The sequence below is a fragment of the Microbacterium candidum genome, from assembly GCF_030315975.1.
Lineage (GTDB): Bacteria > Actinomycetota > Actinomycetes > Actinomycetales > Microbacteriaceae > Microbacterium > Microbacterium candidum.
The window spans coordinates 726324-741124 of sequence record NZ_JASXSZ010000001.1 but is presented as its reverse complement, the minus strand read 5'-3'; the positions used below and the strand labels follow the sequence as shown (position 1 = coordinate 741124).

Genomic DNA, 14801 nt, shown 5'->3' with positions numbered 1-14801 from the left:
GGTAGAGGCATGGACGACAACGGGCGACCGGTGGCGGTCGTCGCCGGGGCGAGCGGCTTCATCGGGCGGGCGGTCGCGGCGGCGTTCGAGGAGGACGGATACGAGCTCCGCCTCGTCGGGCGGAGCGCTGCGATCGGGTGGCAGGATGCCGCCTCCCTCCGCCGTGCGGTCGACGGCGCCGACGTCGTCGTGAACTTCGCGGGGAAGTCCGTCGACTGCCGGTACACCGACCGGAACCGGCAGGAGGTCCTCGACTCGCGCGTTCTGACCACACGCGCCCTGCGCCGGGCGATCGCGGAGGCGGAGCGTTCGCCCGGGGTCTGGCTCAACGCATCCACCGCCACCATCTATCGGCACGAGATGGAGCGCCCGAACACCGAGGCCGACGGTCGGATCGGCGAGGGCTTCTCCGTCGATGTCGCGACGTCGTGGGAGCGCGAGTTCTTCGCGGGCCACCTCCCCGACACCCGGCGCGCGGCGCTGCGGATGGCGATCGTCCTCGGCGACGGCCCGGCCACCCGCATGCTGTTCACGCTCGCCCGCCTCGGCCTCGGCGGCACGCAGCACGACGGCTGGTGCCCGCCGCACCGCCGATATCGCGGGATCGGCGAGCATCCGACCGGCTCCGATCGAGCGCCATGGCACCGCACGCACGGGAGACAGCACTTCAGCTGGGTGCACATCGACGATGTCGTCGGCGCGGTCCGCTTCATCCGTGACGATGAACGGCTCGCGGGCCCGATCGACATCGCGTCGCCGCATCCGTCCGACAACCGCTCGCTCATGCGGGCGGTGCGGCACGTCGTCGGGGCGCCGATCGGGATGCCGTCGGCGCGATGGATGCTGGAGCTCGGCGCATGGGCGCTGCGCACCGAGGCGGAGCTGCTCCTGAAGAGCCGGTGGGTCCTCCCCCGCGCCCTGGCAGATGCGGGCTTCACGTTCGCGCACCCGGACCTCGAGGCCGCCCTCGCGGATATCCGGGCACGTCTGCGGACGTCGGAGGCGGCGCCTACGCTCGTCGGGTGACGACTGTCGGCGAGCTTCCCGGGCCGTGCCTGCTGTGCGGCGGCACCGGCGGGGTGCGCGACGGGGACGGCTGGGCGTGCGCGGTATGCGGATGGCGATACGGCGACGCGCCCGATCCCGACCTGCCGCCGCCCGTCGTCGAGGTCGTCTACTACCTGCGCTACCGCGATCGCATCAAGATCGGCACGTCGCGCAACCCCAAGCAGCGGCTCGCCGCGATCTGGCATGAGGAGCTGCTGGCCTTCGAACGCGGCGGGCGCCCGCTCGAGCAGCAGCGACACCGCGAGTTCTCAGACCTCCGCGAGGGCGGCGAGTGGTTCACGGCTGCGCCTGAGCTTCTCGCCCACATCGAGCGGGTGCGCGACGGAGAACTCGACGACGATCCCTGGCACGCCTACGCCCGGTGGATCGCGGACGCCTTCCGATAGACGGCGTGGAGCGCGCCGCCTCGCTCACTCCACCGGGACGAGCGCGCCACGGCTGAGCAGCCGGACCTGGTCGGGCGTGAGCTCTGCGACCGACGCGACGCCGAGGAGCTGCATCGTGCGCTCGACCTCGGAGCGGAGGATCTGCACCGCCCGGTCGACGCCTGCTTCTCCTCCGGCCATGAGGCCGTAGAGGTACGCGCGCCCGACGAGGACGAAACGCGCCCCGAGGGCGATCGCAGCAACGACGTCGGCCCCCGTGCGCACCCCCGAGTCGAGGATGATCTCGGTGTCCGCGCCGACCTCGCGGACAGCCGCGGGCAGCAGCAGCAGGGGTGGCGCGGTCCGGTCCAGTTGCCGGCCGCCGTGGTTGGAGAGCACGATCCCGGCGGCTCCCGCGTCCGCCGCGCGGCGCGCGTCCTCGAGCGTCTGGATGCCCTTGATCACGAGCGGACCGTCCCACGCATCGCGGATCCACGCGAGGTCGTCGAACGTCGTCGTGTTGTCGTTGAATCCGGATACCTGCAGCTCGGAGCGAGAGACTCCGGGCTCCTCGTACGTGAACGTGTACGGCTCGGTCGTGAGCAGATTCGACCACCACTCGACCCGGTAGGACGCGTCTAGGAACGTCTTGACCGTCAGCTGCGGCGGGTAGGACATGCCGTACTTGAGATCGCGGAGCCGGTTGCCGGAGACCGGCACGTCGACCGTGACGACGAGCGCCTCATAGCCGCGCTCCTTCGCCTGCGCGATCATCCGCAGCGACGTCTCGCGATCCTTGAGCAGATACGTCTGGAACCAGCGTCTGGCGGCCGGCGCCTCCGCCGCGAAGTCGGCGATCGACGTGGTCCCGACGCTCGAGAGGGCGTAGGGGATGCCGGCGCGGGCCGCCGCGCGCAGCACCGCCCGTTCCCCCGCTGAGTGCATCATGCGGGTGCCCCCGGTGGGCCCGAACCCGAAAGGCAGTGCGCTCGCCTCATCCAGGACCGTCGTCGTCGTGTCGACGGCGTGGACATCGCGGAGGATGCGGGGCCGGAACTCGAGGTCGCGGAACGCCTCCCGCGCCCGCTGCATGCTGACCTCCTCCTCCGCGCCGCCGTCGACGTAGTGGAAGGGGCCTGACGGCGTGCGCCGCTTCGCGATCCTACGCAGGTCGTCGATCGTGTAGGCCGACGCCACCCTCCGCTCAGCACGGTCGAGACCGCGCTGCGACTTCAGTGCGAGGAACGGCTTGAGGTCGGCAGGCCGGGGGATGCGGCGCTCAAGCTTCGCGTATTTCGGCATTGCAGTGGCTTCCTCTGCCGTCGGGCTCACCGGGCGATGAAGAGCGCGTCGACGAGGGTGATCTCGCCGGTCCCCTCCCTGATGAACGTCGGGTTGAGGTCCGCCTCGACGATCAGGTCGCCGAGGTCGGCCGCGAGCGCGCTGAACCGCGCGATGACGTCCGCAAGCGGTCCGACGTCGGTCTGCTCGGCGAGCCTGCGATAGCCGTCGAGCAGCCGCCCGAGATGGGTCTGCGCAATCAAGTCGCGAGCACCCTCCGGGGACACCGGCGCGAGATCGACCGCGCGATCGGCGACGAGCTCCGCGAGCGATCCGCCGGAGCCGACCACGACCATCGAGCCGAGCGGAGCCTCGTGGGTGAACCCGAGGATGGCCTCGATGCTCCCGGAGACGGCCGTCTGGACCTCATAGCCGTCGATCACGGCGTGCGGGATGGCCCGCATCCGGTCCCGGATCTCGCGGACAGCCGTCCGCAGAGACTCCTCATCCCGGATCCCGACGACCACTCCACCGACGTCGACGCGATGCGGGACGTCCTGCGACGTGATCTTCACGACGAGCGGGAAGCCGACCTCGCGGGCGAAGGCGACCGCCGCATCCTCGTCCGGGACGACCCGCGAGCGAGCGTATGGGAGGCCGTATGCCGCGAGGATCCGCTGCACGAGTGCGTGCGGGAGCGGCCCGTGCTGCTCGGCGATCTCGTCTCGGAGGCCGACGACCAGATCCGCGGCCACGATCGCCCGCGCGTCGGCGTCCACGACGGCGGGTGCGGTCGCCAGGGTGCTCAGCGCCACCAGGGCAGGCTCGAGTCCCCGCAGGATCGTCACATTCGTCCCCGCGACGAGGTCGGTGAGCATCGGATGCACCGGCGCCGCCGTGCTCGACACGACCACCACCGGCTTCGCGGCGCTGCGCGCGCCCGCCACAATCTGCCGTATGTGATCGATGTAGTCGTGGTCGGGGGTGAGCGGCAGCTTCTCCTGCGCGTCCTGCACGACGACGATGCTGTCGACCCCCGGGTCGTCACCGACCGCCTCGACAGCGGCCGCGGTCCGTCGCTCCCGCTCGTCGATGCTGGCGCCGATGTCGACGGGATTCTCGCCCGTCGTGCCGGGAAGGGCCTCCCGGACGCGCTCAGCGGTCGCCGGGGCGAAGTCGGCGATCGTCGCGCCGATCTCGGTCGCGATGTCGCACGCGAGGGCGCTCTGTCCGCCGGAGATCGACATGACGGCGAGCCGGTCTCCGCCGACGGGGCCCGATCCGAGCTGCGAGTACAGCTGCAGCGTCGCCACCAGTTCGTCATAGTCGCGCACGAGCGGCACGCCCAGCTGCCGGAACAGTGCGCGGTAGGCGTCGTAACCGGTGACGAGGGCGCCCGTGTGCGCCTGTGTCGCCCGGCCGCCGGCGGACGTGCGCCCGACCTTCACAGCGACGATCCGCTTGCCGGCAGCGTGCACGCGGCACACCGCCGCACGGAACTTCTCGGGCTCGTTCAGGGACTCGACGACGAGCCCGACCGCGACGGTCGCATCGTCATCGGCCAGCCACGAGAGATAGTCGGCCGCCGTCAGCGACAGCTCGTTGCCGCTCGAGACCACGCGCGAGAAACCGAGATCGGAGGTGGTGGTCACCGAGATCGCGGCGGAACCCGACTGCGTGATGAGCGCGATGTTCCCGGTGCGGAAGTCGCTGCGGATATGGGCCGTCCACAGCGGTGCGGAGGCCGCCGCGCTCAGCGTGCCGAGGCAGTTCGGGCCGTTGACGACGATCGGCAGGTCGCGCAGCGCACCCTGCAGCTCCGCCAGCTCCTCGGCGCTGAAGCCCGCTGCCGGGAGCACGGCAGCGGGGCACCCGCGCTCGGCGAGCTCGCGCAGCACGCCCACCGCTCGCGACGCGCGCACGCTCACGACGGCGACGTCGACGCCGTCCGGCAGATCGGCGACGCTCGGGAGCGCGGCCCAGCCCTCCAGCGCCTCAGCCCTCGGATGCACCGGGATGACGGTGCCTCCGAAGCCGAAGATCCGCAGGTTCCGCAGCACCTGGTTGCCGAGCGTGCTGCGCTCCGGCGAAGCGCCGATGACGGCGATCGTGGTCGGCTTCAGCAGCCCCGTGATGCCGCGGGCGGCCAGCTCTTGTCTCGTGGGGGACGCGGTGATCATTCGACGCCCAGCACTCGCGCGGCGTTGCCGTACAGCCACTTCTCCTTGACGGAGTCCTTGAGCGGCAATGCGAGGTACTCGTCGATGATTGCCTCCATCGACATCCCCAGCAGCCCCCAGGAGAGGCCGACCATGACCTTGTCCTGGATCAGCGTGTTGCCGAACTGCATGAACTGCTCCCACCCGGACCCGGGCTGGCCGAGGTACTTCGGCCGGTGCGCGGCGGTGTCGCAGAAGAGGTTCGGGTGGCGGCGCAGCAGGCCCACCATGTCGTTGATCCACGGCCAGCCGGACAGGCCCGCGATGATCGTGAGCTCGGGGAAGTCGATGGCGATCTGGTCGAGGTGCCGCGGGTGGGCGAGGTCGTAGGGGCGGTCGTTCGCGTACGGCATCGACGTGTAGATCCGCACCGGGATGCCGAGCTCCACCGCCTTCGCGTACAACGGGTAGTAGCGCCGGTCGCTCGGCGAGATCGTGTCGTACAGCGCGGCGACCGAGAGACCGCCGATGCCCTCCTCCGTGACGAGGCGCGTGAGCTCGCGGGAGGCCCGCATCCCGTCGTAGGGGCTGAGGTGCGCGAAACCGATGAAGCGGTCGGGGAACGCCTGCACGACCTCTGCGGTGACGGCGTTGGATGCGGCGGCCACCACGCTCTTGACGACACCGGCCGCATCCATCAGGCCGACGAGTTCTGCCGCGCGCTCGGCGGGCGACCGGGTGTCGGTCACCGCGTTCACGTCCGGCGCCTCCGGAACATCCGAGCGCGTGAAGATCGTGTCGTAGTTCGACCATCCGTAGCCCGGCGGGTTCGGCAGCCGGTCGGGGCCGGCGGGGCCTCGCTGCCCGGTGCCCGGGTGCTCTCCGTCGCCGCCCGGGAGGACTGTTTCGAGGTCGATGACACGCATACTGAGGCTTCCTTCGTCGATGTGCAGGTGCTTAGGCGGCGTCGGACGCCGGCGGGGTGAAGACGATCTTGAGCTGGCCCGGTCGCGGGTTCACCGCGCGCTCGTAGGCCGACGTGATGTCGTGCGTGCCGACGATGTCGGTCACGTACGCGGCGGCGAGATCCGGATGCCGGGAGAGGTACTCCTCGGCGGCCGACAGCCAGTGCCGGCGGTTCCGCGTGAGCCCCGAGATCAGGGTGAGGTCCTTCGCGAGGAACCGGTCCATGTCGAACGGATAGATCCGCTCGTCGGGGATGCCGAAGTAGTAGATGCGACCTCCCGGTGCGACCGCCTCGACGGCGTCATTGAGGGTCGCGGTCTGATGGCCGATCGCCTCGATGACGACGTGGGGGCGGCTGTCGTCGTGCTGGTTCCGCGCCCAGCGGTCTGCGGAGGCCCAGACCATCTCGTCCACCCCGAAGGTCGCGGCGACGTCTCGGCGGTCGACGCGATCGACGCCGGTGACGTGCACGGCGCCCGAGGTCTTGAGGACATGGCTGAACAGCACGCCGATCGGGCCCTGCCCGAGGACGGCCGCCGTGCAGCCCGCGACATCGCCGAGGCGCGAGACAGCGGCGAGCACGCACGCGAGCGGCTGCAGCATGACGGCCGTCACGATCGGCAGTGCGGCGTCGAAGGTCGTCAGTCCGTCTCCGCGCGTGACGACGTACTCCGCGATTGCGTCGTAGCCGGTCGCCCAGCCGACGACGGTCTCGCCGACGCGGACGTCGTCGTGCGCCGAGGCCACGACGACACCGACGACCTCGTGGGCCGGGAACCCCGCGGGAGCGGGCAGGTTGCCCCGTTCGGGGGCGTCGAGCTGCCGCACCCCGCGGAAGAACTGCAGGTCGCTGCCGCAGATCCCTCCCGCGAGCATGCGCAACAGCACGTCGCCGGCCGGCAGGTCTGCCGCATCCGGTTCCCCGACATCACAGGCCTCGAAGCGCTGCGGCGCGACGAGTCGCATCGCCCACATTCAGGCCACCCCGTCCGGGCTGATCTTGATGTCGATGAGCAGCGGACCGGTCCGCTCCGCGATGACGCCTGCGAGCCCGTCCAGCTCCTCGACGGACGCGACCGTGACCGCGGAGCCGCCGAGCGCCTTCGCCACACTCTCGAACGACGGCCAGGCGAACAGCGTCAGATCGCGATCCTTCCCGCGGCCGCGGAACTGCCCCTCCTCGGCGCCGTAGCAGCCATCGTTCAAGACGATGCAGACGAGGTCGCGGCCGTACCGGACAGCCGTGTTGAACTCTGTCAGGCCAGTCATCATGAAGCCGCCGTCGCCGCAGACGAGCAGCGTCAGGCGCTCCGGGCGGGCGAACCCGGCGCCGATCGCCGAACCCATCCCGATCCCGACGGCGCCGAAGCTCGCTCCGTAGACGTATGAGGCGCCGTCGGGCGCGTGCACGCGGCGGACCGTCTCCTCCATGAACCGGCCGACGTCGACGACGAGCGTCCGCTCTGCGGGCACAGCACGGTCGATGGCGTCGAGCGCGGTCCGGATGTCGACCAGCCCGCCGCCGCTCGTGTCCGCGAACGCCGGTTCGCGAGCCGCGTCGCGCAGCTGCTGCGCCTCCGCGCGGAAGTTCGTCGCGTCGATCTCCGCGAGGTCGAGGTACTCGACGATGCGACGGGCGACGGATGCGGCGTCCCCCGCGATCACGGCATCCACGTCGAGGTTGAGCCCCAGACGCGACGGGTCCGCGTCGCACTCGATGACGGTCTTGCCCTGGAAGAGGGCACCGCGGTCGGTCGTGAGCTTGGACAGGCTCGCGCCGAGCGCGATGATGCAGTCCGCGCGGTCGATGACCGCGGATCCCTCAGGGCTCGACAGGCTGCCGCAGATGCCGATGCTGCGCGGGTCGCCCGTGAAGAGCTCCTTGCCGCGCAAGGTGGTCGCGACGGGTGCGCCGAGCCGGTCGGCGAGCGCAAGGATGTCATCCTTCGCGTCGCTCAGCACGGCGCCGTACCCGGCGAGCACGAGCGGGCGGCGCGCGACGCTGATGATGCCGAGCGCAGCTTCGAGCTCCTCGTCGTCGAGCGCGACGTCGGCGGCGGCCGGGCACGCATCCACCTCGCGGTAGGTGACCTCGTCGTCCTGGATCTCGACGGCGATGTTGAGGACGATGGGGCGACGCTCCCGGTGTGCGCGGCTCACCGCCCGCGCGACGTCGTGGAGCACGGAGTGGCGCGACTCCACATTGATGAAGCCGGCGCCGGTGGGCGCGAAGTACTCCGCCTGCTCGATGAACTGCTTGTTCTCGCGGTCGTGCGTGGCACCGGCGACGATGACGACCGGCGCGCCCGCGCTGACGCACTCGCGCACCGCCGTGATCGTGTTCGTCACGCCCGGGCCCTGGGTCACCGTGGCGACCCCGATCCGCCTGCCGGCCTGCGCATATCCGTTCGCCATCGTCACCGCGCCGAACTCGTTCGCCGACGCGACGTACGTCAGGCCGAGCTCGTGCGCGAAGTGGTCGATGATGAGGAGATTCCCCTCTCCCATCACGCCGAACATGGTGTCGACGCCGTGGTCCGCCAGCGCCTTCGCGACGGCCGCACCGAGTTTCACTCTCGTCAGTCCTCTCTGCCTCGTGACCTGCGTCACGCCTGCTGTTCGTGCATCGCGCGGGCGAGGAAGGCCCTCGTGCGCTCTTCCTGCGGATTCGACAAAACCTCCTGCGGGGTTCCGCGCTCCACGACCTTCCCGTTGCTCATGAACGTGACGGTGTCGGCGACCTCCTTCGCGAAGCCCATCTCGTGCGTGACGACGACCATGGTCATTCCGTCGCGCGCGAGCTGCTTCATGACGTTCAGGACCTCTCCCACCAGTTCCGGGTCGAGTGCCGAGGTCGGCTCGTCGAACAGCATGAGCTTGGGGTCCATCGCGAGCGCGCGGGCGATCGCGATGCGCTGCTTCTGCCCTCCGGACAGCTGCGCGGGGTAGGCCTTCGCCTTGTCGCTGAGGCCGACCCGGTCGAGCAGCTCGTGGGCGCGCGCCTTCGCCTGCGCCGCCGGGATCCGCCGGACCCCTCGGGGCGCCTCGGTGATGTTCTCCAGCACGTTCATATGCGGGAACAGGTTGAAGTTCTGGAAGACCATCCCGATCTGCTCGCGGTTGCGGCACACCTCCGCGTCCCGCAGTTCGTGCAGCCGTCCGTCGACCTCCCGGTAGCCGACGTTCTTCCCGTCGACGTAGATGCGTCCGGCGTTGACCTTCTCGAGATGGTTGATGCAGCGGAGGAATGTCGTCTTCCCCGACCCGGAAGGGCCGATGACGACCGACACCTCGCCGCGCTGGACCTCGAAGTCGACGCCGCGGAGGATCTCCAGCGATCCGAATCGCTTGAAGACGCCCGTGGCCTTGACCATCGGCCCGTCGTAGGGCGCGTCGCGGTCGTTCTCGTGTCTGCGGAACATGATGGGTCCTCCTCTCTAGCCCTTGACCGGAAGCTGGCGCGCACCGGGATGGAAGTCGCCGAAGAACTTCCGCAGGTTCTGCATCGGCGTCGGCGGCAGATTTCTGGACGAGCCCCGCGCGTAGTGCCGCTCGATGTAGTACTGGCCGACGGTGAGGATCGACGTGATGAGCAGGTACCAGAGGCTCGCGACGATCAGCAGCGGAATCGTCTCGTAGTTCGCGGAGTAGATCAGCTCGACCGAGTGGAGGAGCTCCACCACCGTGATGACGCTCGCCAGCGACGACATCTTCAGCATGCCGATCGTCTGGCTCCCGGTCGGCGGGATGATCACCTTCATCGCCTGGGGCAGGATGATGCGCATCATCGTGCGCCGCCGCGGCATCCCGAGCGATGCCGCGGCCTCCTCCTGTCCTTCGTCGACGGAGAGGATGCCGGCACGCACGATCTCGCACATGTAGGCGGCCTCGTGCAGCCCCAGTCCCAGCAGCGCAGCCAAGAACGGCGTGATGAACGCGTTCGCGTTGAGGGACGCGAAGATCGGCCCCCCGAACGGGATCCCGATGTTGATCACCGGGAAGATATAGCTGAGGTTGTACCAGAACAGGAGCTGCACGAGGACGGGCGTCCCGCGGAAGAACCAGACGTAGGTCGTGCTCGCCGAGGAGAGGATCCCGTTCGGCGACAGCCGCATGATGGCGAGGACGACCCCGATCACGATCGCGATGATCATGGCGGACGCGGTCAGGAGGAGCGTCATCCCGAGCCCGGTGAGCACGATCGGGTCGAAGAGGTACTGCCCGACGACCTCCCACCCGAACCGCGTCTGCCACTGGTTGCCGCGGAGGATCTTCTCGAAGCCGAGCGTGTAGACGCCCCAGGCGCCGATCATCAAGACCGCGACGATCGCCACCCACCGCCACGGCTGCGGCACGGGGACCGGCTTCTCGTCGATGAATATCGTCGTCGTCACCGGCGACGACGACACCTGATCCTGGGTTTCCACTTTCCGGCTCCTTCTCGATCGCCCTGCTTTCGTGCCCTCCGCGGGTCAGCTGGCCGGGTTGCCCGTGTCGTTGATCGCGGGCTGCTTGATGGTGATCGACGACACGCCCCACTTGTCGAAGATCTTCTGATAGCTGCCGTCGGCCATCATCTCTTCGAGCGCCTTCTGGATCGCCTTGTCCAGGCCCGTGGCCTTCGCGACCGCGATGCTGCTGGGCACGGTGGCGTCGATCGGCGCGCCCTGCATCTTGTACTGGCCGTTGGTCTGCTTGATCAGGTACGAGATCGTCTCCTGGCTGTCGAACCCGACGTCCGCGCGCCCGCTGCCGACGGCGAGGACCTCGTCGCTGCCGTTGCCGAACGTGAGGATGTTGACCGCGGGCTTGCCGGCGGCGGTGCACTTCTTCGACTGCTCCTCGAGCTGCGTCTGCAGCGAGGTGCCGAGCTGCACCGCGACTCCCGCGCCGCACAGGTCCGCGAGGCCGTTGTACGTCTTCGACGAGGAGCTGCTCGTGAACAGCGTCGAGCCGATGAGGGCGTACGAGATGAAGTCGGCGACCTGCATGCGCGCGGGCTTCGCGTACATGCCCGCCTGGCCGACGTCGATGCGGCCGCTCGCGAGCCCCGGGATGATCGTGTCGAAGCCGGCGTTCTCGAGCTGCATGTCGATGCCGAGCTTCTGGCCGATCGCCTTGATGAGATCGGCCTGGTAGCCGACGATCGTCTTCCCGTCCTTGTCGACGTACTCGCCGGGAGGGGTGGATGCATCCAGCCCGACGATGAGCGTGCCCTTGTCCTTGAACTGCTTGGGGACGAGCTTCGCCGCCTCACCCGCCATCGACGGGTCCGCGGGCGAGGAGTTCCCGCTTGCCGCCGCCTTCGCGGACGCGCTGCCCGCTGCGGCGGGCGCGGTGCTCGACGAGCACGCGCTCAGCGTCATCGCGATCGCAATGCCTGCGGCTGCGAGGGCGAGGGGACGGATCTTCGACGAGGTCGGGGAAGACTTCTGCCGGCTCATGGACTGCATGCTTGAACTCCTTCGGTCGCGCATAAGGGGGGCGGGTGTCGAGACCGGTGCTCACCCGATCCATTGGTCAAGAAGACTGATCAACGGATCGCTTTGCTGAGGACTCTTGCTGTCCCGCCTGACGATGGACACTTCGGGGCACCATCGTCTGCATTCTGGTTTTATCTGTTTATCAGGGATTTATCGAACCCATTCCCTGAGATTCCGCATCCCTCATGAGGACCGGTGAGTGCTACGGTATCCCTAAACAACTGTTTAGACAAGACTCGACTCCACCACGAAGTACGCGTCCATCGACGAGGAAGTTGGCAAAACATGAACGAAGCGAGCGTGCTCGTCTCCCGCGATGACGCGGTGATGACTGTGACCCTCAACCGACCCGATCGGCTCAACGCCATGACGGCCGAGATGCTCGATCGCACGGTCGAGGTGTTCACGGATGCGGCGCACGACGACAGCGTCCGGGTGCTGATCCTGACGGGCGCAGGCCGCGGGTTCTGCGCCGGCGGCGACTTGTCCCAGGGTCCGGGCGGGGGCGTGGCCTCGGCGTTCCCGCCCCCGGAGCGCGCACGGGCGCTCCGGGCGTTCATGGAGACGTCCCGCCTCCTGCACACGATGCCCGCCGTCACGATCGCCGCGATCAACGGCGCGTGCGCCGGCGCGGGGCTGTCCTGGGCGTGCGCCACGGACCTGCGGTATTCCGCGGATACCGCCCGATTCAACGCCGCATTCCTCAACGCAGGCCTCTCCGGCGACTTCGGTGGAACGTGGTTCCTCCCCCGGATCATCGGCTACGGCCGCGCCCGCGAGAAGTACCTCGAGTCACAGCCGTTCGACGCCGCCGAGGCGCTGCGCATCGGCCTCGTCTCCCGCCTCTTCGCACGTGAGGAACTCATGGACGGCGTCGGCGAGATCGCCCGCAGACTTGCCGAGGCGGCGCCCCTCGCCCTCGCCCGCATCAAGCAGAACTTCATCGACAGCGCCACCGCGACCCTCGAGGACGCCCTCGACTACGAGTCGGTGCGCCACACGTTCTGCGCAGAGAGCGCTGACGCGTCCGAGGCCGCCGACGCCTTCATCGGCAAGCGCACGCCCGCGTACGCCGGTCGCTGAGCACGGACGAGGCGGGCCCCGGGATGCGGGGCCCGCCTCGTCGTCTCCAGCGGTTGCGTACTGATCGATCGTTCAGAAAGATGTGGGCTCGATGGTCATGCCGCCGTCGTACGCCGGAAGCTCCATATGCGGTCCGCGGACCGCGCGCACGAGCGACAGCGCCATGTGGCCGTAGCGCCAGCTGATCTCCTCCGCCGACAGCGGCCCGCCCGGCCGGTACCAGCGGGCGACGAACGTGCACATGACCGTGACGGCGCGACTGGCCTCGAGCGGCCACGGCGTCTCGAAGAGGCCCTCGCGGCATCCGTCCTCGACGGCGCTGTCGAAGATCCGCTGCAGCTCGTCGCGCTTCGGGATGTGCTTTGCGCGGTTCTCAGGACTGAGGCTGCGGATCTCGCTGTTGACCACGAAGCTCGCCGCGATGTCGGACGTGTTCCACAGCACATGCGACTGCGCCGCGGCGAACAGGCGGGCGACCGGGTCGGAGCCCGCCCGCGCAACGGCGTTCTTGGTCGCCGTGATCGACTTCGCGAGGAAGTCCTCCATGATCTCCATCAGGAGATCCTGCTTGGAGTCGTAGTAGTGGTAGACGGCGGCTCCGGTCACGCCCGCAACCTGCGCGACGTCGCGGATCGACGACCCCTCGTAGCCGCGTTCGTGGAAGCACTGGAGCGCCGCGGCGATGATGGCGCTCTTGCCGGGCCGAGATGAGGTCCGTGGACCCGTTGACGTCATCATGAACTCCCTGTGCGCCGGTTAGCTCCACACCCTAACGACTGTTCGCACCGTTGTCGACGGCGTCGCGAGGCGGATTCCCGCTCCGTTGAACGCATTGCGCCTTGAACCGGCAGCGATTCTCGGGTTCAATGATACTCGCTATTGATCAACTGTTTAGAACTTGACGAACGGGACGACAGGATGACGACCGACATCAGGACCAGCGCCCTCGCCGCCATCGCCGGGCTCGCCGCTGCACCGGAGCTCATCGACGGGGCACTCAGGACCGGCGACGGGGACCGCGAGCTGGTCGTGCGGGATCCCTCCCGCGACGAGGTCCTCGCGCGGGTCCGGGGCGCGTCGGACGCGCAGCTGGACGAGGCGGCCGAGGCCGCCAGGCGCGCCCAGCGCACCTGGGAGGATGTCGCGGCCGTCGAGCGCGCACGGCTCCTCCGCGCGCTCGCCGACGCCGTCGAGGCCCGCACCGATGACTTCGTCGGCGTCATCACGGCCGAGCTGGGCGCTCCCCTCACACTGTCGCGGCGGCTCCACGTCGACCTCGCCGTGCGCGACATCCGGGCAGTCGCCGACGCGCTCGAGGCGTTCGAGTTCGAGCATCGCATCGGCAACTCCGTCGTCACGGAGCGGGCGGCAGGCGTCGTGCTCGCCATCACGCCGTGGAACTATCCGCTCCACCAGGTGGTGGCGAAGGTGGCGCCGGCGATCGCAGCCGGATGCACGGTCGTGCTGAAGCCGAGCGAGAACGCCCTCGCGACCGCGGCCCTTTTCGCCCGCTGCGTCGTAGAGAGCGGGCTCCCCGCCGGCGTCCTCAACATCGTCCAGGCGGGCGGCCGCCAGATCTCCGACCACTTGATCGGCCACCCGGCGATCGACGTGGTGTCGTTCACCGGGTCGACCGAGGTCGGCGCCGCGATCGCGCAGCGGGCCGCCGCATCCATCACTCGCGTGCACCTCGAGCTCGGCGGCAAGTCGCCGAGCCTCGTCGCCCCGAGCGCCGATCTCGCGACCGCCGTGAAGGTGACGCTCGCGAACTGCTTCTTCAACTCCGGGCAGAGCTGCAACGCATGGACCCGGCTGCTCGTGCCGCGCGCCTCGCTGTCCGAGGCGAAGCAGCAGCTGGCCCAGCTCGTCGGGCGACACCGTCCGTCCGACCCGTGGTCCGAGGACGCCCGCATGGGCCCGGTGGTCTCGACCGAGCGCCAGTCCGCGATCTGGGCGGACATCGCGGCATCCATCGACCGCGGCGAGGATGTCGTGGCGGGCGGCCTCGGGATGCCGGACGGGACCGAGCATGGAGCCTTCGTCCGCCCCACCGTCGTGTTCGACGTCGACCCGCAGAGCCCCATCGCGCAGGAGGAGGTGTTCGGGCCGGTGCTCACTGTGATCGGCTACCGCGACCTGGAGCATGGGATCGAGCTCGCGAACGCCACCCGCTACGGGCTCGGCGGCAGCGTGTGGGCGGCGACGAGCGACGACGCCGCCCAGATCGGACGGCACGTGCGCTCCGGCCAGCTCGACCTCAACGGCGGACCGTTCAATCCGGCCGCACCCTTCGGCGGATTCAAATCGTCGGGGTACGGTCGCGAGCTCGGCGGCTATGGCATCGCGAGCTTCCTCGAGCCGCAGTCGTTCCAGTACTGACACGCCGGTGCACCGCG

At 69.4% G+C, this 14801-nt stretch carries 13 protein-coding genes; 4 read left to right on the top strand and 9 right to left on the bottom strand.

Going from position 1 to position 14801, the window contains the following annotated elements; all coding sequences use genetic code 11:
• Positions 1-9: 9 nt before the first annotated feature.
• Entirely contained in the window at positions 10-1026 is a 1017-nt protein-coding gene (locus tag QSV35_RS03445; RefSeq protein WP_286286722.1) for an epimerase, read from the top strand.
• Positions 1023-1454: a GIY-YIG nuclease family protein gene (locus QSV35_RS03440; protein WP_286286721.1), complete on the top strand. Its 432-nt coding sequence runs from the start codon at positions 1023-1025 to the stop codon at positions 1452-1454. The genes QSV35_RS03445 and QSV35_RS03440 overlap by 4 nt, the downstream gene beginning before the upstream one ends.
• Before the next feature lie 24 nt (positions 1455-1478).
• Here QSV35_RS03440 and QSV35_RS03435 read toward each other — a convergent pair whose 3' ends face one another.
• The 8 genes from QSV35_RS03435 to QSV35_RS03400 are packed head-to-tail and all read right to left on the bottom strand — an operon-like array spanning position 1479 to position 11283.
• Positions 1479-2735: an alpha-hydroxy acid oxidase gene (locus tag QSV35_RS03435; RefSeq protein WP_286286720.1), complete on the bottom strand. Its 1257-nt coding sequence runs from the start codon at positions 2733-2735 to the stop codon at positions 1479-1481.
• 26 nt (positions 2736-2761) lie between these two features.
• Positions 2762-4894 carry an acetate--CoA ligase family protein gene (locus QSV35_RS03430; RefSeq protein ID WP_286286719.1) on the bottom strand — a complete coding sequence of 711 codons (2133 nt, stop codon included), beginning with the start codon at positions 4892-4894 and terminating at the stop codon, positions 2762-2764.
• On the bottom strand, positions 4891-5799 hold the full coding sequence (locus QSV35_RS03425) for an amidohydrolase family protein (RefSeq protein WP_286286717.1): 909 nt from the start codon (positions 5797-5799) through the stop codon (positions 4891-4893). Before QSV35_RS03425 ends, QSV35_RS03430 begins: the two co-directional genes overlap by 4 nt.
• Before the next feature lie 31 nt (positions 5800-5830).
• Entirely contained in the window at positions 5831-6805 is a 975-nt protein-coding gene (locus QSV35_RS03420; RefSeq protein ID WP_286286716.1) for a zinc-dependent alcohol dehydrogenase, read from the bottom strand.
• Positions 6806-6814: 9 nt separating this feature from the next.
• Positions 6815-8413: a thiamine pyrophosphate-binding protein gene (locus QSV35_RS03415; RefSeq protein WP_286286714.1), complete on the bottom strand. Its 1599-nt coding sequence runs from the start codon at positions 8411-8413 to the stop codon at positions 6815-6817.
• A 32-nt stretch (positions 8414-8445) separates the two neighbouring features.
• Positions 8446-9261, bottom strand: a complete 816-nt coding sequence (locus QSV35_RS03410; protein ID WP_286286712.1) for an amino acid ABC transporter ATP-binding protein — start codon at positions 9259-9261, stop codon at positions 8446-8448.
• 15 nt (positions 9262-9276) lie between these two features.
• Positions 9277-10266 (bottom strand): amino acid ABC transporter permease, encoded by a 990-nt coding sequence (locus QSV35_RS03405; RefSeq protein WP_286286710.1) that lies wholly within the window; start codon positions 10264-10266, stop codon positions 9277-9279.
• 45 nt (positions 10267-10311) lie between these two features.
• Complete coding sequence (locus QSV35_RS03400) at positions 10312-11283, bottom strand: ABC transporter substrate-binding protein (protein ID WP_286286708.1); 972 nt, start codon at positions 11281-11283, stop codon at positions 10312-10314.
• A 324-nt stretch (positions 11284-11607) separates the two neighbouring features.
• On the opposite strand from QSV35_RS03400, the gene QSV35_RS03395 reads away from it, so the two are divergent.
• Positions 11608-12405, top strand: a complete 798-nt coding sequence (locus QSV35_RS03395) for an enoyl-CoA hydratase-related protein (RefSeq protein WP_286286705.1) — start codon at positions 11608-11610, stop codon at positions 12403-12405.
• 72 nt (positions 12406-12477) lie between these two features.
• Here QSV35_RS03395 and QSV35_RS03390 read toward each other — a convergent pair whose 3' ends face one another.
• Complete coding sequence (locus QSV35_RS03390) at positions 12478-13140, bottom strand: TetR/AcrR family transcriptional regulator (RefSeq protein ID WP_286286703.1); 663 nt, start codon at positions 13138-13140, stop codon at positions 12478-12480.
• Positions 13141-13323: 183 nt separating this feature from the next.
• Here QSV35_RS03390 and QSV35_RS03385 point away from each other — a divergent pair, with 183 nt between their 5' ends.
• The gene (locus tag QSV35_RS03385; protein WP_286286701.1) at positions 13324-14784 is read left to right on the top strand and encodes an aldehyde dehydrogenase family protein; all 1461 of its coding nucleotides are present in this window, start codon (positions 13324-13326) and stop codon (positions 14782-14784) included.
• Positions 14785-14801 lie beyond the last annotated feature (17 nt).

Excerpts from the sequence above, each read along its gene's own strand:
- QSV35_RS03390 (WP_286286703.1), bottom strand. The coding sequence starts at position 13,140 with ATGACGTCAACGGGTCCACGGACCTCATCTCGGCCCGGCAAGAGCGCC.
- QSV35_RS03410 (WP_286286712.1), bottom strand. The coding sequence starts at position 9,261 with ATGTTCCGCAGACACGAGAACGACCGCGACGCGCCCTACGACGGGCCG.
- QSV35_RS03430 (WP_286286719.1), bottom strand. The coding sequence starts at position 4,894 with ATGATCACCGCGTCCCCCACGAGACAAGAGCTGGCCGCCCGCGGCATC.
- QSV35_RS03435 (WP_286286720.1), bottom strand. The coding sequence starts at position 2,735 with ATGCCGAAATACGCGAAGCTTGAGCGCCGCATCCCCCGGCCTGCCGAC.
- QSV35_RS03400 (WP_286286708.1), bottom strand. The coding sequence starts at position 11,283 with ATGAGCCGGCAGAAGTCTTCCCCGACCTCGTCGAAGATCCGTCCCCTC.
- QSV35_RS03385 (WP_286286701.1), top strand. The coding sequence starts at position 13,324 with ATGACGACCGACATCAGGACCAGCGCCCTCGCCGCCATCGCCGGGCTC.
- QSV35_RS03420 (WP_286286716.1), bottom strand. The coding sequence starts at position 6,805 with ATGCGACTCGTCGCGCCGCAGCGCTTCGAGGCCTGTGATGTCGGGGAA.
- QSV35_RS03425 (WP_286286717.1), bottom strand. The coding sequence starts at position 5,799 with ATGCGTGTCATCGACCTCGAAACAGTCCTCCCGGGCGGCGACGGAGAG.
- QSV35_RS03445 (WP_286286722.1), top strand. The coding sequence starts at position 10 with ATGGACGACAACGGGCGACCGGTGGCGGTCGTCGCCGGGGCGAGCGGC.
- QSV35_RS03395 (WP_286286705.1), top strand. The coding sequence starts at position 11,608 with ATGAACGAAGCGAGCGTGCTCGTCTCCCGCGATGACGCGGTGATGACT.